This is a genomic window from Rhizobium tropici CIAT 899 (assembly GCF_000330885.1).
Lineage (GTDB): Bacteria > Pseudomonadota > Alphaproteobacteria > Rhizobiales > Rhizobiaceae > Rhizobium > Rhizobium tropici.
The window spans coordinates 137,298-154,852 of the sequence record NC_020059.1 but is presented as its reverse complement, the minus strand read 5'-3'; the positions used below and the strand labels follow the sequence as shown (position 1 = coordinate 154,852).

The window sequence follows — 17,555 nt, the reverse complement described above, 5'->3', positions numbered from 1 at the left end:
CGAATCAGCCGCCCTCGTGGTTCGAGACGGCCCGATGGGCCTCTTCGCCATGAGGGCTAGTTTTGGCAATCACGAATCAGCCCCAGGTTAGCGGATCGAGCCGGAGATAGAAGGCGAGACGCTCGCGATCCGGCTTCTTGATTTCCATTGTCTCAAACAGAATTGAAAAAGCCCGTTCGCCTTGCTCTGGCGCGGTCCAGTTTTCCTCGGCATTGGCAATCATGAGCGTGAAATCAACATAGCGATCGGCCTTGCCGACACGGCCGAGATCGATCAGCCCGGTACATTGCAGGCTATGCGGATCGACCATAAAGTTGGGCATGCAGGCATCGCCATGGCAGAGAACCCTGTCGATGGCCTCCTGATCCAGCCGGACGGGCAGATCGCGCTCGACGCGATCAAGCAGGTCGCGGGCGGGCCTATCCTGATCCTCCGGCGGCAGAAAATCCGGGTTCACTACATCTCGCGCAACTACATCCGCCGCCTTTGCGAACATCAGCGACAGGCTGCGATCAAAGGGGCATTGATCTGCGGGCAGCTCGTGAAGAACTTTCAGCTGCTGCGCCATCGAGGACCAGGCTTTCAGCAGCGTCTCTCCGTCCAGATCGGTGGCCGGTACACCGGCGATCGCCGTCATGATCAAGCACGCACCGTCCTCCGTCTCGCGCCAGTCGATGACCTCAGGCACGGCAATGCCTTTGCCCTGCAGCCAAAGCAGCCGGTCGCGCTCGCCGGCAAGGTCTGCCGATCGGGCTGAGGCTGCTATTTTCGCATAGGCACGGCCATCTTCGCGCCGATAGACAAGATCTCCCGATTCGCCTGTCTTCACTCGCGTCCAGTCGCGGCTCGCTTTTGCAAGCAGTGCTTCTACAAATTCCAATTGATGCCCCTTCGCCCAAAAAGTCTCCGAAGCATAGCGATATAGGTAGCACTACGTGCCGGCGCCAACTTCTGCGGGAATTCAGATTGTTTCACATGAATCCGGGCGATGGTTCGGCTGGATTTTATTTTGAACACGCGAATCACCCGTCCTCGTGGTTCGAGACGGGCCCGCGGGCCTCTTCACCGAGAGGACTAACCTTCGGCATTTCAATTTCTTTGATTTGGGCGCGAGATTCGCTCCACCCTCATCCTGAGCCTGTCGAAGGACGGGGGTCGCCCTCGACGGTGCTTCGTTCGATTGACATCGCTGACGACAGGCAAAAACCTTGCACTCGTGCGGGGTTCGGCATACCCCTCGGCCATCGATTGCGAATCCTAGGGATCTATGCCGAACAAGGTTTTCATCTCGCGCCTCAAGCTGACCGACTTCCGCAACTATGCGGCAGCGGCGCTGACGCTTGACGTGCGGCATGCGGTGCTGACCGGCGACAATGGCGCGGGCAAGACCAATCTCATGGAAGCCGTGTCGCTGCTTTCGCCCGGCCGGGGCCTGCGCCGCGCCGCCTATACCGACGTCACCCGGGTCAATGCGCCAGGCGGATTTTCCATTTTTGCCGAGCTCGAAGGCATGGACGGTAGCGTCCAGATCGGTACCGGCATCGACACGGTGGACGAATCGACCGCCCGCCGGCTTCGAATCAACGGCACGCCGGCCAAGACTGTCGACGAGCTGACCGATCATTTGCGCGTTCTCTGGCTGACGCCGGCGATGGATGGCCTGTTCACCGGCGGCTCCTCGGAGCGTCGCCGCTTTCTCGACCGGCTGGTGCTGTCGCTCGATCCCGCTCATGGCCGCCGCGCCAGCGATTTCGAGCGCGCCATGCGCAGCCGCAACAAGCTTTTATCCGAAAACCGGTTCGATCCATCCTGGCTTGGCGGCATCGAGGAGCAGATGGCGAGCCTCGGCATCGCCATGGCGATCGCGCGGCAGGAAATGCTCGGCCTCCTCTCGCGGCTGATTGCCGAAACCCGCGAAACGACGCCGTTCCCCTCGGCAGCGCTCGCGCTTTCCGGCTTCCTCGACGGACAGTTCGATAGGCCGGCCGTCGATCTCGAAGATGCCTATGCCGATATGCTGCGCGAGGGGCGTTACCGTGACGCCGCTGCCGGCCGCACGCTGGATGGGCCGCACCGGGCCGATCTTCTCGTACGCCATCGCGAAAAGGACATGGAGGCAGAACGCTGCTCCACCGGCGAGCAGAAGGCCCTGCTCGTCGGGCTCATCCTTGCTCATGCGCGGCTCGTCGGCAATCTTACAGGCTATGCGCCGATCCTGCTACTGGACGAGATCGCTGCACATCTCGACGAGGGGCGGCGGGCAGCCCTCTTTGATCTCATCGACGGCCTCGGCGGCCAAGCCTTCATGACTGGTACCGACAGGTCGATGTTCTCGGCGCTCGGCGAGCGCGCGCAATTCTTTACCGTGGCGCAAGGCGGCATTACGAAATCTTAGAGCATGATGCCGAAAAGTGTGAGCGGTTTTCGGACGACATCATGCTCTACTTATTTGATTGTAGAGCCGGATTCAGATTTTAGGTCGAATAGACCTAAAATCATCCGGCTCTAGCGCCTCCTTCACCGCGATTGTGCTAAACTCCAGCACATGGATCCTTTGACCTCAGACGAAATCGCCCGCTATCACCGCCATATCCTCCTGCCGGAGGTCGGCGGTGCCGGCCAGCAAAAATTGAAGGCGGCCCGCGTGCTTGTCATCGGCGCCGGCGGACTTGGTGCGCCGGTGCTGCAATATCTCGCCGCCGCCGGTGTCGGTACGCTCGGCATTGCCGATGACGACCGCGTTTCGCTGTCCAACCTGCAACGCCAAGTGATTCACGATACCGGCACGATCGGCGAAATGAAGACGCAGAGCGCTGCAGACGCCATCGCGCGGCTGAACCCGCATGTTCGCGTCATCCGCTTCGAGGAGCGGTTCAGCGCCGATACCGCCACGCGGCACCTTCCCGGCTTCGATCTCGTCATCGACGGCTCCGACAATTTCGACACGCGCTATGCGGCTGCCGATGCGACCGAAGCAGCACTCTTGCCGCTGGTGACCGGCGCTGTCGGAAGATTCGACGGGTCCGTGACGACGTTGAAGCCTTACGAAAGCGACGCGGATGGCAACCTCAATCCGCGCTATCGCGATCTCTTCCCGGCACCACCGCCGGAGAGCCTGATTCCGAGCTGCGCGGAGGCGGGAATCATCGGCGCCCTGACAGGCGTCATCGGCACGCTCATGGCGATGGAGGCGATCAAGCTTATCACAGGCATCGGCGAGCCGCTGATCGGCCGCCTGCTGCTCTATGATGGGCTTTCCTCACGCTTCGAAACCGTACGGTATCGCTGCAAACGCGCCCGGGTTGCTGCCGAATGAGCGATATTGCGCTTCGTCGCCTCGCTGACGGCTTCGATCGGTGGGATGTGTTGCTGGATCTCATCCTGTCGTCCTTTGCCTATATGAACGGACGCATTATTCCGCCCTCTTCGGCGCTGGCGCTGACATCCGAAACGCTGAAAGCGAAGGCACTTAGCGAGATCGCTTATGCCGCACTCGATGGTGAGCAACCGGTCGGCTGCATTTTCTGCCGACCGGAAGTGGAAAGCCTTTACGTCGGCAAGCTTGCCGTGCTGCCGGCAGCGCAGGGTAAAGGTATCGGCAAGCTGCTGCTGCGCATGGCTGAGACAACGGCGCGAGAGCTTGGGCTCAAGAGCTTGCGGCTGGAAACGCGGATCGAGCTGGTCGACAACCATGCTACCTTCGCCGCCTGGGGCTTTCAGAAGACGGCCGAAAATCGCCATGCCGGTTTCGATCGGACGACATCGATCGAGATGCGCAAGCCGATTGCCTAGCGCATCCTCAGCCGGTGGACGGAGCCGTCACGCTTCCCGCGGCGGAATGCGGGTAATGCGCGCACCCATGGCATTCAACCGCTCCTCGATGCGCTCATAGCCACGCTCGATCTGCTGGGCATTGTTGATGACGCTCGTTCCTTCGGCGCACATGGCTGCGATCAGCATCGCCATGCCGGCGCGAATGTCCGGGCTTTCGAGCTGGGCGGCGCGCAGCTTGGACGGGCCGGCGACGATGGCGCGATGCGGATCGCACAGCACGATGCGGGCGCCCATGGCGATCAGCTTGTCGACGAAGAACATGCGGCTTTCGAACATTTTCTCGAACATCAGCACGACGCCATCGCATTGCGAGGCGGTGACGATGGCGATCGACATGGTGTCGGCCGGGAAGGCAGGCCAGGGCTGATCCTCGATCTTCGGTATATGGCCGCCGAAATCGGGCTGGATCTTCATCTCCTGACCGGAGCGGATGATGAGATCATCGCCGTCGATCTGGCAGCGTATGCCCAAACGCTCGAAGGTCATCAGCGTGGAGCGCAGATGCTCGACGCCAGCGCGGCGGATGGTGATTTCCGAGCCGGTGACGGCGGCAAGGCCGATCAGGGAGCCGACCTCATTGTGATCAGGGCCGATGCGATGCGATGCACCGCCGAGCCGCTGGCCGCCGTGGATGGTCATCATATTCGTGCCGACACCCTCGATCCGCGCGCCCATGGCAATCAGGAACCGCGCGAGATCCTGGACATGCGGCTCGGAAGCGCAATTGCGCAAGATCGTCGTTCCCTCAGCGAAAACCGCGGCGCAAAGCGCATTTTCTGTCGCCGTCACGGAGGGTTCGTCGAGAAAGACATCGGCGCCGCGCAGCCCTTCCGTGCGGAAGCTGTAGACGCTGTTGACCTCGATCCTCGCGCCGAGCTGTTCCAGCGCCAGGAAATGCGTATCGACGCGCCGGCGGCCGATAACGTCGCCGCCGGGCGGCGGCAGGGTGATCTCGCCGCAGCGTGCCAGCATCGGGCCAGCGAGCAGGATGGAAGCGCGGATGCGGGCGCAGAGATCGGGATCGAGATTCGCGGGGCGAAGCTCGCGCGCCTCGATTTCAAGCTCGTTGCGGCCGAGCCAGCGCACCTTGGCGCCGACGGACTGGATCAGCTCCACCAGCGCCTCGACATCGCGAATGCGCGGCACGTTGCTGAGCTCGACGCGCTGATCGGTCAGAAGCGATGCGGCGATGATCGGCAATGCGGCATTCTTGTTGCCGCTCGGTTCGATCTCTCCCGACAGCTTGAAGCCGCCCTCGACCACATATTGAATCCGCTCATGCGGCAGCGCGCGCGCCATGATTTCCGCCCTTCCTGATTTGTGTTGTGGTCACCTCTGGGCCGGCTTTGTGACATGGACATGACCGGCGAGAGGGAAGTGAGATCAAATTTGCAGCCGGGTATTCAGCCCCGTTTCAGCGGGCGAATCAGCATGCTTCCGTCATCGAAAGGGCAGCACACGATTGGGTGGGCGATGGCCGTCGATGAAGGTGCGGATGTTGATGATGACCTTGTCGCCCATGTCGATTCGGCCCTCCAGCGTGGCCGAACTCATATGCGGCAGGATCACCACCTTGCCCTCATTGGCGAGCTTCACCAACTTCGGATTGACTGATGGTTCGTTCTCGAACACGTCGAGGCCGGCGCCGGCGATCTTGCCCTCGCGCAGGATCTTGATCAGCGCCGCTTCGTCGATAACATCGCCGCGCGCCGTGTTGACGATGTAGCTCGTCGGCTGCAGCAGCGCCAGGCGGCGGGCCGAGATCAGATGATAGGTGGCCGGCGTCGACGGGCAATTGACCGAGACGATATCGACGCGGGCGAGCATCTGGTCGAGGCTGTCCCAATAGGTCGCCTCCAGCTCGTCCTCAGTCGCCGGATTGACGCGCTTGCGATTGTGATAATGGATCGACAGACCGAAAGCCTTGGCGCGGCGGGCAACGGCCGTGCCGATCCGCCCCATGCCGACGATGCCGATGCGCTTGCCGTGGATGCGGCGGCCGAGCATCCAGGTGGGCGACCATCCGGCCCATTCGCCGGGGTTGTCGGTCAGCACGCGCGCACCTTCCGCCAGTCGCCGCGGCACAGCGAGGATGAGCGCCATGGTCATATCGGCGGTGTCTTCGGTCAACACATTGGGCGTATTGGTGACTGTGATGCCGCGGCGGGCGGCTGCCTCCACATCGATATGATCCGTGCCGTTTGAGAAGCTGGCGATCAGCTTCATCTGCGGGCCGGCTTCATCGATGATCTCGGCATCGATGCGGTCGGTGACAGTCGGCACCAGCACGTCTGCCGAGCGGACGGCCTGGATAAGCTCATCCTTGGTGCGCGGGCGATCATCGATGTTGAGCTCGGCATCGAAGAGTTCGCGCATGCGCGTCTCCACCGCGTCAGGCAGTTTGCGCGTGACGTAGACCTTCGGTTTTTTCTTCGTCGTCATGGCGAGCGGCGATGCCTTGTTCAGATGTTCTTAACCAAGAAGCAGGATAATTTTCCCGTTCCGGGCATTTCTACCAGACCCGCAGGCGAAGACAAACAAAACTCGCTGACGCGATCCGAGGATTTGCCGCTCACCGGAGCGAAAGGTCGCCGGAATGGCGCCTTTGTCATGACGAACGAACGGAACTCCCATGCATGGCAATGTCTTGAAGTCCTGCGCCATTTTCGCAATCGGCCTGATGATGGCCGCTGTGTCGGCCGATATTGCCGTCGCCCAGGCCGCCAAAGGGCCGAGCGGCTTGCCGCTGCCGCGCTTCGTCACGCTGAAATCGAAGCGGGTCAACCTGCGCATCGGGCCGAGCGCGGATTACGCCGTATCATGGCTTTATCTCAAGCAGGGCCTGCCGGTCGAAATCATTCAGGAATACGATAATTGGCGGCGTGTACGCGATGCCGACGGCACCGAGGGCTGGGTCAACCAGTCGCTGCTGTCGGGCCAGCGCTCGGCGATCGCCGCACCCTGGATGAAAGGCAAGGGCAAGGCCGTCTTCGTCAACATGCGCCGCGAATCCCAGCCATCCGCCGCCGTCATCGCCAAGCTTCAGCCCGGCGTGATGATGAGTGTCAAGGAGTGCACGGGCGACTGGTGCCTCGTTACCGCCGACGGCACCGAAGGCTGGGTGGCGCAATCGGAAATCTGGGGTGCCTATCCCGGCGAGGCCTTCAAGTAACGCACTCCTTGGCTTTTCACACATAGGCGATGGTGCGACTTTCCGGCACAATGATGTATCCGGTATGAAAAACGGAGACCGGTTATCTTGGCGTATGTGCTCGGCGTTCTTGGCGTGGCAATCGTTACGTTCACATCGACGAACATAGACGATATTTTCGTGCTTCTCGGCTTCTTTGCCGATCCGAAGTTCCGATTGAGGCAGATCATCATAGGCCAATATCTCGGTATCGGCGTTCTTTACGGCGTCAGCGCCATTGCCTCATTGCTCGCTCTCGTCATTCCCGCCGCCTATATCGGCCTGCTCGGCCTTGCGCCGATCTATTTCGGCCTCAGCAGGCTATGGGAGCTCTGGAACGGCGGGGAGGCCGGCGACAATCCGCAAGATCACGCCAAGGCCTCGGCAGGACATGGAAACATCGTGGCGATCGCCTTGGTAACGATCGCCAATGGCGGCGACAATATCAGCGTCTATACGCCTCTCTTTGCGACGCGCTCCGCCTATGAGGTTTTGGCCATCGGCTGCATCTTCGCAGTGCTGACGGCAGTCTGGCTGGGCTCGGCACATTCTCTCGTCAATCATCCGAAGCTCGGCGCACCGATCAGGCGACATGGGCACAGGGTCGTGCCCTTCGTGCTGATCGCGCTCGGCATCCTCATCCTCTATGAGGCGGGAACCGTAACGCTCTTTCGGTGATGAGCTTGCTTCGGCACTTTATAGCAAAGCCGCCCCTGCGATCTGCCGAAGGCGGCTTCGATGATTGCTGACAGGGACAGGCTCAGTCAGAGAAGCCCGAATTCCTTGGCGGCTTCCGACAGCGACCGCATCGGCCGCGGGCCGATCTGCTCGATGACGATGGCAGCCGCGAGATTGCCGAGCTTGGCGCAGTCTTCCAGACCACGGCCCTGCGTGTAGCCGAAGAGGAAGCCCGCAGCGAAAAGATCGCCTGCACCGGTCGTGTCGACACGCTCCTCGATCGGATGGGCATCGACGACATAGCGCTCATTGCCGCGCACGACGACGGCGCCATCCTTGCCCGTCGTCACGGCGGCGATCTTGCAATCGGCTGCGATCAGAGTCAGCGCCTTTTCAAAGTCGTCGGTCTCGTAGAGCGAGAGGGCTTCGTCACGATTGGCGAAGACGATATCGACGGTGCCGGAGCGCATGAGGTCGAGGAACTCATGGCGGTAGCGGCCGACACAGAAGCTGTCGGAGAGCGTCATCGACATTTCCCGGCCATTGGTATGAGCAATGCGGGCGCATTCGCGGATCGCTTCCTTGGCGCGTGGCGGATCCCAGAGATAGCCCTCGAAATAGGTTACCTTTGCATCGGCAACGACGTCTTCCTCGACATCCTCGGGACCCAGCTCGACGCAGGCGCCGAGATAGGTGTTCATGGAGCGCTCGCCATCCTCGGTGACGAAGATCATCGAACGGGCTGTTGGAGGGAAGGTGCCCTTCGCCTTGGTTTCGTAATGAACGCCCTGGGCGCGGATATCATGGGCGAAGATCTGGCCGAGCTGGTCTTCGGCAACCTTGCCGAAATAGGCAGCCTTGCCGCCGAAATTCGCGACACCGGCCGCCGTGTTGCCGGCGCTTCCGCCGGAGGCTTCCAGAGCCGGGCCCATGCGCGAATAGAGAAGCTCCGCGCGCTCGGCGTCTATGAGGTTCATCGCGGCTTTGGTGATGTTGTTTTCGATCAGAAACTGATCGTCGCAACGGGCGATAATGTCGACGATAGCATTGCCGACGGTCAGTACATCGAAGCGAGTCATCTATAGGAGGGTCCCGGATCCTGGTGATAGCCGGTATCCGGTATTATCGGTTTTTCTGAAGTTTTAAAGAAAAATCCGCGCCAACGCGGCCAACTTGCTTGCAATCAGTCATTTGCCTGTCACTTTCTATCTTTAAATGCTTATCACGCGACTGGGATGGGAAGCTCGAAAGACTTCCGAGCCAGTTTGGGAAGGAATGATGCCTTCCGCCTCACCGGTACGCGGGCCGACCACGGATGAACTGGCGGCATGTGCACCGGGGGGACCTCCTCACCGGGGCGAGATCGACAAGAGCGGGCCAAGCCCGCTTTTTTTGTTTTGCGGGTTTCCAGCCCCGGGCAAGCTGCTACAAGTTTCGGGTCCAATTCCTCGAAATCACGAGCTTCATACCCGCGTGTCCGAAATCCTCATAGACGTTCTTCCCGTCTTCCTGCTCATTCTCGTCGGCTGGGTCATTGTGCGCACGGGTTTGCTGAAAACCGATGTCGGTGAGGCCATGAGCGAGTTCGTCTTCAAGGTCGCGGTGCCGCTCCTGCTGTTCCGGACCATTGCCGAAGCGGATTTTCGTGGTGCTTCGCCGTTTCGATTGTGGATCGCCTATTTCTCCGGCGTCGCCATCACCTGGACTGCCGGCCATATCGTCGCAACGCGGCTCTTCGGGCGGGATGCGCGCATCGGCGTGCTCGCCGGTGTTTCCTCGGCGTTTGCCAATACGATCTTCATCGGCCTTCCGCTGGTCGGGCGCACGGTAGGGCCTGACGGCGTCATGGCGATGTCGATCCTGATCGCCGTGCATCTCCCAACGATGATGATCGCAGGCACGCTGCTGATGGAGCAGGCCGAGCGCAAGGAGAATGCCGGCGCCGGCCGCAGCACCGGCGAGTTGCTGCGTCAGGTCGGCAGCAATCTCCTGCGCAATCCGCTCGTCATCGGGCTTTTCTGCGGTCTTATCGTCCACATGACCGGCCTTCCCATCCCCGCAACGCTTGGCACGGTCGTCGACAACATCGCCAACATCGCCGGCCCAGCTGCGCTGATCTCGCTCGGAATGGCGCTGCGTCAATATGGGCTGTCGGGCAATCTCGGCGTCACCAGCGTCATTGCCGCCTTCAAGCTTTTTCTGCTGCCGGCCTGCGTGCTGGCTGCCGGACTTCTTCTCGGCCTGAGCCCGGAATGGCGGGCCGCACTCGTTCTCACGGCCGCTGTTCCTACAGGTGTGAACGCCTGGCTGATTGCCAATCGCTTCGGCGTGGGCCACAGTCTCGCGGCCTCGACGATTACCTTGACGACAGCGCTCGGCGCATTCTCGGTATCGCTCTGGGCCTATCTGCTCGGATAACCGAGGCCGAAACCCGCCGATCGTAACGGCATCTCTCCGCTTTCGGAGAAGCAGGCAGGAAAATGGTCATATATTTTGCGCATCCCGGCCTTCCCACCCAGTGCGCAGCAAAGGATGGCACATGAATATTGCAGCTCCGCTCACCAATCCCGCGTCAGCCTATGCGCAGAAGGTCTTCGTGCTCCAAGGCGGCGGCGCGCTCGGCTCCTATCAGGCGGGTGCCTTTCAGGCGCTTAGAGAACAGAATATCGAGCCGGACTGGATCGCAGGCATCTCGATCGGCGCGATCAATGCCTCGATCATGGCCGGCAACGTGCCCGGCGAACGGCTCAAGGCGCTGAGCTCCTTTTGGAACAATGTGACCGTGCATCTCCCCGTCGATCTACTGATGGAAGATCGCCGCGAGACCAACCCTTTCTATCGCTCGGTCAGCAGCTGGTGGGTATCGACCTTCGGCGTGCCCGGCTTCTTTTCCCCGTGGCAGCTCCCGGCATGGTTCCAGACGCGCGGCTCGGCGGGCGCGACCAGTGTCTACGATACCGAGCAATTGCGCCAGACGCTGCTCGATCACGTCGATTTCGACCGAATCAACCATGGCCCGGTGCGTTTGAGCCTCGGCGCCGTCAATGTGCGCACCGGCAATTTTGCCTTTTTCGACAACAAGGAGATCAAGATCGGACCCGAGCACGTGATGGCGAGCGGCGCGTTGCCGCCGGGTTTTCCAGCGGTCAAGATCGGCAACGAGCACTACTGGGACGGTGGCCTCGTCTCGAACACACCGCTCAGCTACGTGCTGCGCAATGGCGCCGATATCGATACGGTCGTCTTTCAGGTCGATCTCTTCAGCGCCGTCGGGCCGCTGCCGCAGGATCTGGAAGAGGTCGAGGAGCGGCGCAAGGACATCACCTATTCGAGCCGCACCCGGCTCAACACAGATCTCTTTCTGGAACGCCATCGCCTGCGGCGCGCAATATCGGAGCTCTATGCCCGCCTTCCCGAAGAGGCTAAAGCCGATCCGGAGATCAAGAAGCTGGAGCAGCATTGCTCCGATTACGGCGTCACCATCATCCACCTGATCTACCGCAACAAGCAATTCCGGTCGCATTCGAAGGATTACGAGTTTTCGGCGCTGTCCATGCACGAGCATTGGGAGGCCGGCTTGCGCGATGCCCGCAAGGCGCTGGTCGCCGAGGATTGGCGCATACCGCCAAGCGCCGAGGACGGGTTGAAGGTATTCGACCTCGATCAGCGGACGCGCTCCCGCCGGCATTCAATCTGAGCGAGCCACACAAAAACGCGGCCTGACGGCCGCGTTTTTCAATCACGTTTGTGGCTTGTGTTAGTTCGTGGCGGCCGGTGCGTTCGGGTCCGGCAGCGGCACCTGGGTATCGGCAAGCGTGCGCAGATAGGCGATCACGTTGGCGCGATCCTCTTCCTTCGGCAGGCCGGCAAAGCCCATTGCCGTTCCGGCGACGAATTTCTTTGGCGCGGCCAGGAAGTGATAGAGGTGGTCATAGGTCCACTTTTCCGTACCGCCCTTGGAAAAATCCTTCATGCCGGACGAATAGGCGAAGCCCTCGTGCTCGGCGACCGGGCGGTCGACAATACCCCAGAGATCGGGACCAACCTTGTTCGGACCACCCTTTTCTCCGGAATGACAGGCCTGACACTTCTTGAAGATCGTTTCGCCGACCTTGGCATCAGCCTTCTGCAGAAGCTGAGCGATCGGCGTATCCGGCTTGGCAGCCGCGCCCTTGTCGCCGCCCGCAGCCGGTTCCTCGGTCGCGACGATGGTAAAACCGGGCTTTTCCGGCGCCTCTGAATGGAAAATAAATCCTGACGCGAGCGACACGGACTTCAACACGAACAGCGTGGCCAAAAGCGCCCCGACACCCATGTTCACGTAGGATGAATTCATCTGCTATGCTCCCCTCGCCGCCAGCATCCTCCGCTGGCCCATCTTGAATTCGCGCGAAACCTATGTCTTTTGGCTGTTTCTTGCAACTCTGTAAACGGTCTCCACCGTGAGACGTTTTGACACTTTTCCCTCGGGAATAGAAGGCCCAACAATGACTGATTCAAATTTAGACAAGACGCTGGTCCTCATTCCCGCCCGCATGGCCTCCACGCGCCTGCCGGGCAAGCCGCTCGCGGATATTTGCGGTCTGCCGATGATCGTACAGGTTGCCAGGCGCGCGCGCGAGGCGGCGATCGGTCGCATCGTCGTCGCCGTCGACCATGAGGATACCTATGCCGCAGTCGCCAATGCCGGCTTCGAGGTCGTCATGACGCGCACCGACCATCAATCGGGCTCGGACCGCATCTACGAGGCGCTGCAGGCCGTCGATCCGCAGGGCCGGGCCGAAATCGTCGTCAACGTGCAGGGCGACCTGCCCACCATTGATCCCGAGACCATCCGTGCCTCGCTGCGCCCGCTGGAAAATCCGGCCGTCGACATCGCCACACTGACCGTCGAGATCAAGGACGAGGAGGAAAAGACCCTGCCGAGCGTCGTCAAGGTCATCGGCTCGCCGATTTCCGAAAATCGCCTGCGCGCGCTGTATTTCACGCGTGCAACAGCGCCCTACGGCAAGGGGCCGCTCTATCACCATATCGGTCTCTATGCTTACCGCCGTGCTGCACTCGCGAAATTCGTGAGCCTCGGCCCGTCGACGCTGGAACTGCGCGAATCACTCGAGCAGCTGCGGGCGCTCGAAGCCGGCATGCGCATCGATGTCGAGATCGTTGACACGGTCCCGCTCGGTGTCGATACTCCCGCCGACCTCGAAAAGGCCAGACGCATCCTCTCCGCCGCCGCTCTCTAACGGCGTTCCCCCAAGGGCAGTCCCAATGATTACCAAGACCAACAAGATCTCTTTCCAGGGCGAGTACGGCGCCAATTCCGATATGGCCAGCCGTGACATGTTCCCGACCATGGAGCCGCTGCCCTGCCAGACCTTCGAGGATGCCCTCACCGCCATCGAGAACGGCGATGCCGATCTCGGCATGATCCCGATCGAAAACACGATCGCCGGCCGCGTCGCCGACATCCATCATCTGCTGCCGGAATCGCGCCTGCATATCGTCGGCGAATATTTCATGCCGATCCGCTTTCAGCTGATGGTGCTGCCCGGTGTCAAGAAGGAAGAGATCCGCACGGTCCACAGCCATATCCATGCGCTCGGGCAATGCCGCAACATCGTGCGCGCCAATGGCTGGAAACCGGTCATTGCCGGCGATACGGCGGGGGCTGCCAAGCTGATCAAGGAAACCGGCGACCGCAGCATGGCGGCACTGGCGCCGCGGCTTGCGGCCGATCTCTACGGGCTGGAGATCATCGCCGAGAATGTCGAAGACACCGAAAATAACATGACGCGTTTCGTCATCCTGTCGCGCGACGAAGACTGGGCAGCACGCAGCGCGGCGGACGAAAAGATCGTCACCACTTTCGTCTTCAACGTCCGCAACATTCCCGCCGCGCTCTACAAGGCGCTCGGCGGCTTCGCCACCAATGGCATCAACATGACGAAGCTTGAAAGCTATCAGCTCGGCGGCCGTTTTGTCGCAACGCAATTCTATGCCGATATCGAGGGCCATCCCGCCGATGCGCATGTGCGCCGCGCGCTGGAAGAACTGCGCTTCTTCTCCGAAAAGGTCCGGATCCTCGGCGTCTACAAGGGGCACCCGACACGCGGCGAACTTTAGAAAGCGGTTATGGCGACGCCTTGGTTACGACCTCGATTCGATGCCCATCCGGATCGATGACGAAGGCCGCGAAATAATCCGGGCCGTAATGCGGCCGGAGGCCTGGCGGCCCGTTGTCCGTGCCACCATGAGCGAGTGCGGCCTCGTAAAATGAGAGGACGGCTTCCCGGTTTGGCGCGGCAAAGGCCAAATGAAAACCGGAGCCGGGTGCCCGCGCTTCCTTGCCACGCAATTTGATGGCGAACTTGTCGCCACCGCCCGCCGGGCCATATCCGATCGCCTGGTCGGGATCGCCGGCGGTCAAGTCTTCCCAAACCCTGACATAGGCGAGCGGTGCGAATGCTGCGTCGTAGAAGGCGGCGGCTTTCTCGATATCGGAGACACCGAACGAAATATGATGGAGCAATTGATCCTCGCGTCGGTTTGGGTACATCGATCAGTTTCTTTTGCAAATGTTGGAAGTCAACTTAGACGATTGGCATGACTGCATGACAAACCACTTTGATGAAACGATCTCCGGCAGTCGCCGCTAGCCCCTCATCCGGCCTGTCGGCCACCTTCTCCCCGCCTGCGGGGAGAAGGGCATAGACGCACCTGCAGCCTACCTTCCATCATTGGGCTTGGCGAGAGCCTGAGGTCGTCCCCTCTCCCCGCAAGCGGGGAGAGGGCTAGGGTGAGGGGCAAGCCATTCGCGCGACACTTATTTATCCGGCTCACAAACGCGCAGACGGTGGCCATCGGGATCGAGCACGACGAAGGTCGGGCCGAAATCCATGGTCGTCAGCTCCTGCGCGATCGGCAGGCCGCGTGCCTTCCAATCCCTGTAATGCTGCTCAACGGCGCCGGCGCCCTCGACCATGAAACCCAATTCGCCGCGATTGCCGATGGCGGAGGGTTGCGGCTCGACGCTGCTACGGCGCCAGAGGCCGAGGCTCAGGCCGTTGTCGAGCGCGAAGGCCACGAAGTTCGGTGACGCGAAGGCCGGCTCACGGCCGAAGAGATCGCGGTAAAACGGCGTGCTTTCGCTGGGATCCTTGACGTAGAAAATGATGAGGTTCGGGTTGGTCATTTGAATGGTCCTCTCGTTTGGGTGAATTTAAGGGCATGCGGATAGGAACCGGCGAACGGAGCAAAGTTCGCCGAGAGTGACTGTGTCATTGCCTGGTTGAATGCGTGCTGAGACGCGGTTCCAAAGCGTATTGCACCCTTTGGATCAGCGTCTTGCGCTCTGATCTTTGATTATGCGAAGGTTGTTATCGCGAGGGCCACGACGAACTCCCGCCGACTGCCTCAGCGCATCCGATCTTCCTCTCGATACGGCTCACAACCGTCGAGAAAGCCAAGATCCCGCTTCACGGAATCAGGCACTTCCTCGATATCAAGGCGATTCCAGCGACGGCTGAAATAGCCGAGCGCGACCTCAGAGAGACGAGCCGGCCATGACTGATGCTTGCCTTTAAGCGCCTCGATGCCACCGCGATGCACATGTTGCGAAATGATGGAAACGTTGCCTGCCATGATCGGTCCTCCTTCCTGATTGAATGGACCCATTATAGCCGCCCCTACTGACAGTTTCTGGCAGTAGCGTTACGCTTCGAGATTAATTGTGAGCCAGGCCCTCGCGCTCCTGCCATTCTCGTGCGAGGGCGACGCGGCGGCGTGGGTAGCGCGCCTCGAGTACCGCGAAATCAACGATGCGGTCGGCGCGGAAATGGCGGAAATCCTGGCGCAGCTCACACCAGGCCATGATGATACGGGAATTGTCGAAATAGCCGAGCGCGAAGGGCCAGATGCGGCGGGTCGAGATGGCGCCGTTCACGTCGCCATAAGTCAGTTGCACCATGCGTTCCGTCTGGATCGCCTTGCGCATCAGGGAAAGATCGGCCTTGTCTTCGGTGATGCGGCGCGTGCCGACGACCACGGCGGCCTGATCGATGGCCTCCCGCATCTCCGGAGGCAGAACGGCAGCGATCTTGGCGAGAGCGTCGGTTCCGGCCGCCGCCAGGCGGGCGTCGGTTGCACGCGCCACCCATCGCGATCCCAGCACCAGCGCTTCGATCTCATCCTGCGAGAACATCATCGGCGGCAGCATGAAGCCGGGCTTCAGGACATAGCCGATCCCCGGTTCGCCCTCGATCATGGCGCCCTGCGACTGCAGGCTGGCGATATCGCGATAGAGCGTGCGCAGGCTGACGCCGGTTTCCTCCGCCAGAACGGCGCCGCTCACCGGACGGCGATAGCGCCGCAGCGTCTGCAACAGCGTCAACAAGCGTTCGGAGCGGGCCATGGAGGATAGTCCTAGCGCTTCCATTCCACCCAGTCGCGCATCAGGCGATGGGCGATGGTGCCCTTGGGCGGAGAGGTATTCCCGGATGCCGAGACGCGGTCGAGCATGGCAAGCGTCTCTTCCGGCGTAAACCAGCGGCAATCCTCGAGCTCGGCCTCATCCATATGGATTTCCATCGACTTGGCTTCAGCATAGCAGCCGATCATGAGGGAATGCGGCATCGGCCAGGGCTGCGAGGCGTGATAGCGTACGCGGCCGATATGAATACCGGATTCCTCGAGCGTTTCGCGGCGCACCGCATTCTCGATGGTTTCGCCCGGTTCGACGAAACCGGCGAGACAGGAATACATGCCCGGCGCGAAATGATGGCTGCGGCCAAGCAGACAGCGATTCCTTTCCTCGTCGATGCCGAGCATGATGACGACCGGATCGGTGCGCGGGAAGATCACGTGTTCGCAGGCCGTGCAAACCCGCTTGTAGCCGCCGATCCGGCTTTCCATGACCGAGCCGCACCGACCGCAGAAGCGATTGTCGCCATTCCAGCGGAGGAGGCTCATGCCCTGCGCGGCTTCGCCGAGGATTTCGCCTTCCAGCAGAAGATCGCGCCACAGCGAGCGCATGTCAGCCGGCTTGTACTGGCTGGCAAGCTCGTCTGGATTGACACGTACGGGCACGGCAAGCCGAGGCTCGCCGGTCTTGCGGTAGCCGAGCAACACGGCCTCATCCCAATTCGGATCGAGATCCTTCAACTCGTAGCGCGCAAACAGAGGGTCGAGCACCTGGCCATCATGCTTCAAGACAAGCCGGTCCTGGGCGAAGGCCAGGATGTGCGTGCCTTCCTTGGCAAGCGCCTGCTTGATCGATTCCTCGTCGCGATGCTCGGCATCCCGGTTGAGCTGGTTTTCCGCAAAAGCGGTGAGACTGCTGGCTTCCGGATGCGGGGCATCCGAGGAAAAGATGGAATGGCTCATTGTGAAAGCGTTTCCCGCAACTTGGCTATGAGGCTGTTCATGTCTTCGTCCGAATAGGGTTCCGCCTTGCCATAGCCCCAGACGGGACCCGGCCAATTGGCATCACCTTCGAACCGCGCGATGACATGAACATGCAGCTGGCGGACGATATTTCCAAGTGCCCCGACATTGATTTTTGTTGCCCCCGTCACCGTCTTCAGGACGCTTGCGACCTTATCCGTTTCGAAGGTCAGCAAGATCCGATCGAGGGGCGTCAGCTCGAAAACTTCCGATTTGTCGGGCCGGCGCGGGATCAACACGAGCCACGGCCAGCGGCGATCCTTCATCAGCCTGACGTCGCAAAGGCCAGTTATGGTGACGGAAACGCTGTCATTCGCAAGACGATCGTCGAGCGTAAACTCCTTCAAAGGGGCATCCTCCATTGTTTTATCAAATGTTTAGCAGTTTTTTTTGACCTTGGCTTGCTTTTGAT

20 protein-coding genes are annotated in these 17,555 nt (G+C 60.9%); 9 read left to right on the top strand and 11 right to left on the bottom strand.

Annotation, left to right across the window (positions count from 1 at the left end; all coding sequences use genetic code 11):
* Window positions 1–76 precede the first annotated feature (76 nt).
* Window positions 77–880 carry an APH(3'') family aminoglycoside O-phosphotransferase gene (locus RTCIAT899_RS00750; RefSeq protein WP_015338307.1) on the bottom strand — a complete coding sequence of 268 codons (804 nt, stop codon included), beginning with the start codon at window positions 878–880 and terminating at the stop codon, window positions 77–79.
* Window positions 881–1,267: 387 nt separating this feature from the next.
* On the opposite strand from RTCIAT899_RS00750, the gene recF reads away from it, so the two are divergent.
* From recF to RTCIAT899_RS00735, 3 genes are all read left to right on the top strand, one after another.
* A complete protein-coding gene (gene recF, locus RTCIAT899_RS00745) occupies window positions 1,268–2,395 on the top strand; it encodes a DNA replication/repair protein RecF (protein ID WP_015338306.1) in 1,128 nt (375 codons plus the stop codon).
* 150 nt (window positions 2,396–2,545) lie between these two features.
* Window positions 2,546–3,316 (top strand): molybdopterin-synthase adenylyltransferase MoeB, encoded by a 771-nt coding sequence (locus RTCIAT899_RS00740; RefSeq protein WP_015338305.1) that lies wholly within the window; start codon window positions 2,546–2,548, stop codon window positions 3,314–3,316.
* Window positions 3,313–3,792 carry a GNAT family N-acetyltransferase gene (locus RTCIAT899_RS00735; protein WP_015338304.1) on the top strand — a complete coding sequence of 160 codons (480 nt, stop codon included), beginning with the start codon at window positions 3,313–3,315 and terminating at the stop codon, window positions 3,790–3,792. Before RTCIAT899_RS00740 ends, RTCIAT899_RS00735 begins: the two co-directional genes overlap by 4 nt.
* Window positions 3,793–3,819: 27 nt before the next feature.
* Here the strand turns inward: RTCIAT899_RS00735 and murA are convergent, their stop codons facing one another.
* The gene (gene murA, locus RTCIAT899_RS00730; RefSeq protein ID WP_015338303.1) at window positions 3,820–5,133 is read right to left on the bottom strand and encodes a UDP-N-acetylglucosamine 1-carboxyvinyltransferase; all 1,314 of its coding nucleotides are present in this window, start codon (window positions 5,131–5,133) and stop codon (window positions 3,820–3,822) included.
* A gap of 141 nt (window positions 5,134–5,274) precedes the next feature.
* The gene (locus tag RTCIAT899_RS00725) at window positions 5,275–6,276 is read right to left on the bottom strand and encodes a 2-hydroxyacid dehydrogenase (RefSeq protein WP_015338302.1); all 1,002 of its coding nucleotides are present in this window, start codon (window positions 6,274–6,276) and stop codon (window positions 5,275–5,277) included.
* Window positions 6,277–6,466: 190 nt separating this feature from the next.
* Between RTCIAT899_RS00725 and RTCIAT899_RS00720 the strand changes: the two genes are divergently transcribed.
* Both RTCIAT899_RS00720 and RTCIAT899_RS00715 read left to right on the top strand, forming a co-directional pair.
* Window positions 6,467–7,006 (top strand): SH3 domain-containing protein, encoded by a 540-nt coding sequence (locus RTCIAT899_RS00720; RefSeq protein WP_015338301.1) that lies wholly within the window; start codon window positions 6,467–6,469, stop codon window positions 7,004–7,006.
* Window positions 7,007–7,102: 96 nt separating this feature from the next.
* On the top strand, window positions 7,103–7,702 hold the full coding sequence (locus RTCIAT899_RS00715) for a cadmium resistance transporter (RefSeq protein ID WP_244441452.1): 600 nt from the start codon (window positions 7,103–7,105) through the stop codon (window positions 7,700–7,702).
* A gap of 86 nt (window positions 7,703–7,788) precedes the next feature.
* Here RTCIAT899_RS00715 and RTCIAT899_RS00710 read toward each other — a convergent pair whose 3' ends face one another.
* Window positions 7,789–8,781, bottom strand: a complete 993-nt coding sequence (locus RTCIAT899_RS00710; RefSeq protein WP_015338299.1) for an adenosine kinase — start codon at window positions 8,779–8,781, stop codon at window positions 7,789–7,791.
* 394 nt (window positions 8,782–9,175) lie between these two features.
* Here RTCIAT899_RS00710 and RTCIAT899_RS00705 point away from each other — a divergent pair, with 394 nt between their 5' ends.
* Together RTCIAT899_RS00705 and RTCIAT899_RS00700 are read left to right on the top strand one after the other, a co-directional pair.
* Window positions 9,176–10,120, top strand: a complete 945-nt coding sequence (locus RTCIAT899_RS00705) for an AEC family transporter (protein ID WP_015338298.1) — start codon at window positions 9,176–9,178, stop codon at window positions 10,118–10,120.
* A gap of 121 nt (window positions 10,121–10,241) precedes the next feature.
* Window positions 10,242–11,399, top strand: coding sequence for a patatin-like phospholipase family protein (locus tag RTCIAT899_RS00700; RefSeq protein ID WP_015338297.1), 1,158 nt, complete (start codon window positions 10,242–10,244; stop codon window positions 11,397–11,399).
* 60 nt (window positions 11,400–11,459) lie between these two features.
* Here RTCIAT899_RS00700 and RTCIAT899_RS00695 read toward each other — a convergent pair whose 3' ends face one another.
* The gene (locus RTCIAT899_RS00695) at window positions 11,460–12,038 is read right to left on the bottom strand and encodes a c-type cytochrome (protein WP_015338296.1); all 579 of its coding nucleotides are present in this window, start codon (window positions 12,036–12,038) and stop codon (window positions 11,460–11,462) included.
* 151 nt (window positions 12,039–12,189) lie between these two features.
* On the opposite strand from RTCIAT899_RS00695, the gene RTCIAT899_RS00690 reads away from it, so the two are divergent.
* The gene (locus RTCIAT899_RS00690; RefSeq protein WP_015338295.1) at window positions 12,190–12,945 is read left to right on the top strand and encodes a 3-deoxy-manno-octulosonate cytidylyltransferase; all 756 of its coding nucleotides are present in this window, start codon (window positions 12,190–12,192) and stop codon (window positions 12,943–12,945) included.
* A gap of 25 nt (window positions 12,946–12,970) precedes the next feature.
* Complete coding sequence (locus RTCIAT899_RS00685; RefSeq protein WP_015338294.1) at window positions 12,971–13,825, top strand: prephenate dehydratase; 855 nt, start codon at window positions 12,971–12,973, stop codon at window positions 13,823–13,825.
* Window positions 13,826–13,832: 7 nt separating this feature from the next.
* Here RTCIAT899_RS00685 and RTCIAT899_RS00680 read toward each other — a convergent pair whose 3' ends face one another.
* From RTCIAT899_RS00680 to RTCIAT899_RS00655, 6 genes are all read right to left on the bottom strand, one after another.
* Window positions 13,833–14,231 carry a VOC family protein gene (locus RTCIAT899_RS00680; protein ID WP_015338293.1) on the bottom strand — a complete coding sequence of 133 codons (399 nt, stop codon included), beginning with the start codon at window positions 14,229–14,231 and terminating at the stop codon, window positions 13,833–13,835.
* A 294-nt stretch (window positions 14,232–14,525) separates the two neighbouring features.
* The gene (locus RTCIAT899_RS00675) at window positions 14,526–14,894 is read right to left on the bottom strand and encodes a VOC family protein (protein ID WP_015338292.1); all 369 of its coding nucleotides are present in this window, start codon (window positions 14,892–14,894) and stop codon (window positions 14,526–14,528) included.
* Window positions 14,895–15,115: 221 nt separating this feature from the next.
* Window positions 15,116–15,343, bottom strand: coding sequence for a hypothetical protein (locus RTCIAT899_RS33655; RefSeq protein ID WP_015338291.1), 228 nt, complete (start codon window positions 15,341–15,343; stop codon window positions 15,116–15,118).
* Between the two features lie 82 nt (window positions 15,344–15,425).
* On the bottom strand, window positions 15,426–16,112 hold the full coding sequence (locus tag RTCIAT899_RS00665) for a helix-turn-helix transcriptional regulator (protein ID WP_015338290.1): 687 nt from the start codon (window positions 16,110–16,112) through the stop codon (window positions 15,426–15,428).
* Between the two features lie 11 nt (window positions 16,113–16,123).
* Window positions 16,124–17,083: an NAD(+) diphosphatase gene (nudC, locus tag RTCIAT899_RS00660; protein ID WP_015338289.1), complete on the bottom strand. Its 960-nt coding sequence runs from the start codon at window positions 17,081–17,083 to the stop codon at window positions 16,124–16,126.
* Complete coding sequence (locus RTCIAT899_RS00655; RefSeq protein ID WP_081598397.1) at window positions 17,080–17,490, bottom strand: HIT family protein; 411 nt, start codon at window positions 17,488–17,490, stop codon at window positions 17,080–17,082. The genes nudC and RTCIAT899_RS00655 overlap by 4 nt, the downstream gene beginning before the upstream one ends.
* Window positions 17,491–17,555: the final 65 nt, after the last annotated feature.

What these genes read in the sequence shown, in the direction of transcription:
- recF (WP_015338306.1), top strand. Translation starts at nt 1,268, where the DNA reads ATGCCGAACAAGGTTTTCATCTCGCGCCTCAAGCTGACCGACTTCCGC.
- RTCIAT899_RS00740 (WP_015338305.1), top strand. Translation starts at nt 2,546, where the DNA reads ATGGATCCTTTGACCTCAGACGAAATCGCCCGCTATCACCGCCATATC.
- RTCIAT899_RS00735 (WP_015338304.1), top strand. Translation starts at nt 3,313, where the DNA reads ATGAGCGATATTGCGCTTCGTCGCCTCGCTGACGGCTTCGATCGGTGG.
- murA (WP_015338303.1), bottom strand. Translation starts at nt 5,133, where the DNA reads ATGGCGCGCGCGCTGCCGCATGAGCGGATTCAATATGTGGTCGAGGGC.
- RTCIAT899_RS00725 (WP_015338302.1), bottom strand. Translation starts at nt 6,276, where the DNA reads ATGACGACGAAGAAAAAACCGAAGGTCTACGTCACGCGCAAACTGCCT.
- RTCIAT899_RS00720 (WP_015338301.1), top strand. Translation starts at nt 6,467, where the DNA reads ATGCATGGCAATGTCTTGAAGTCCTGCGCCATTTTCGCAATCGGCCTG.
- RTCIAT899_RS00710 (WP_015338299.1), bottom strand. Translation starts at nt 8,781, where the DNA reads ATGACTCGCTTCGATGTACTGACCGTCGGCAATGCTATCGTCGACATT.
- RTCIAT899_RS00700 (WP_015338297.1), top strand. Translation starts at nt 10,242, where the DNA reads ATGAATATTGCAGCTCCGCTCACCAATCCCGCGTCAGCCTATGCGCAG.
- RTCIAT899_RS00695 (WP_015338296.1), bottom strand. Translation starts at nt 12,038, where the DNA reads ATGAATTCATCCTACGTGAACATGGGTGTCGGGGCGCTTTTGGCCACG.
- RTCIAT899_RS00690 (WP_015338295.1), top strand. Translation starts at nt 12,190, where the DNA reads ATGACTGATTCAAATTTAGACAAGACGCTGGTCCTCATTCCCGCCCGC.
- RTCIAT899_RS00685 (WP_015338294.1), top strand. Translation starts at nt 12,971, where the DNA reads ATGATTACCAAGACCAACAAGATCTCTTTCCAGGGCGAGTACGGCGCC.
- RTCIAT899_RS00675 (WP_015338292.1), bottom strand. Translation starts at nt 14,894, where the DNA reads ATGACCAACCCGAACCTCATCATTTTCTACGTCAAGGATCCCAGCGAA.
- RTCIAT899_RS33655 (WP_015338291.1), bottom strand. Translation starts at nt 15,343, where the DNA reads ATGGCAGGCAACGTTTCCATCATTTCGCAACATGTGCATCGCGGTGGC.
- RTCIAT899_RS00665 (WP_015338290.1), bottom strand. Translation starts at nt 16,112, where the DNA reads ATGGCCCGCTCCGAACGCTTGTTGACGCTGTTGCAGACGCTGCGGCGC.
- nudC (WP_015338289.1), bottom strand. Translation starts at nt 17,083, where the DNA reads ATGAGCCATTCCATCTTTTCCTCGGATGCCCCGCATCCGGAAGCCAGC.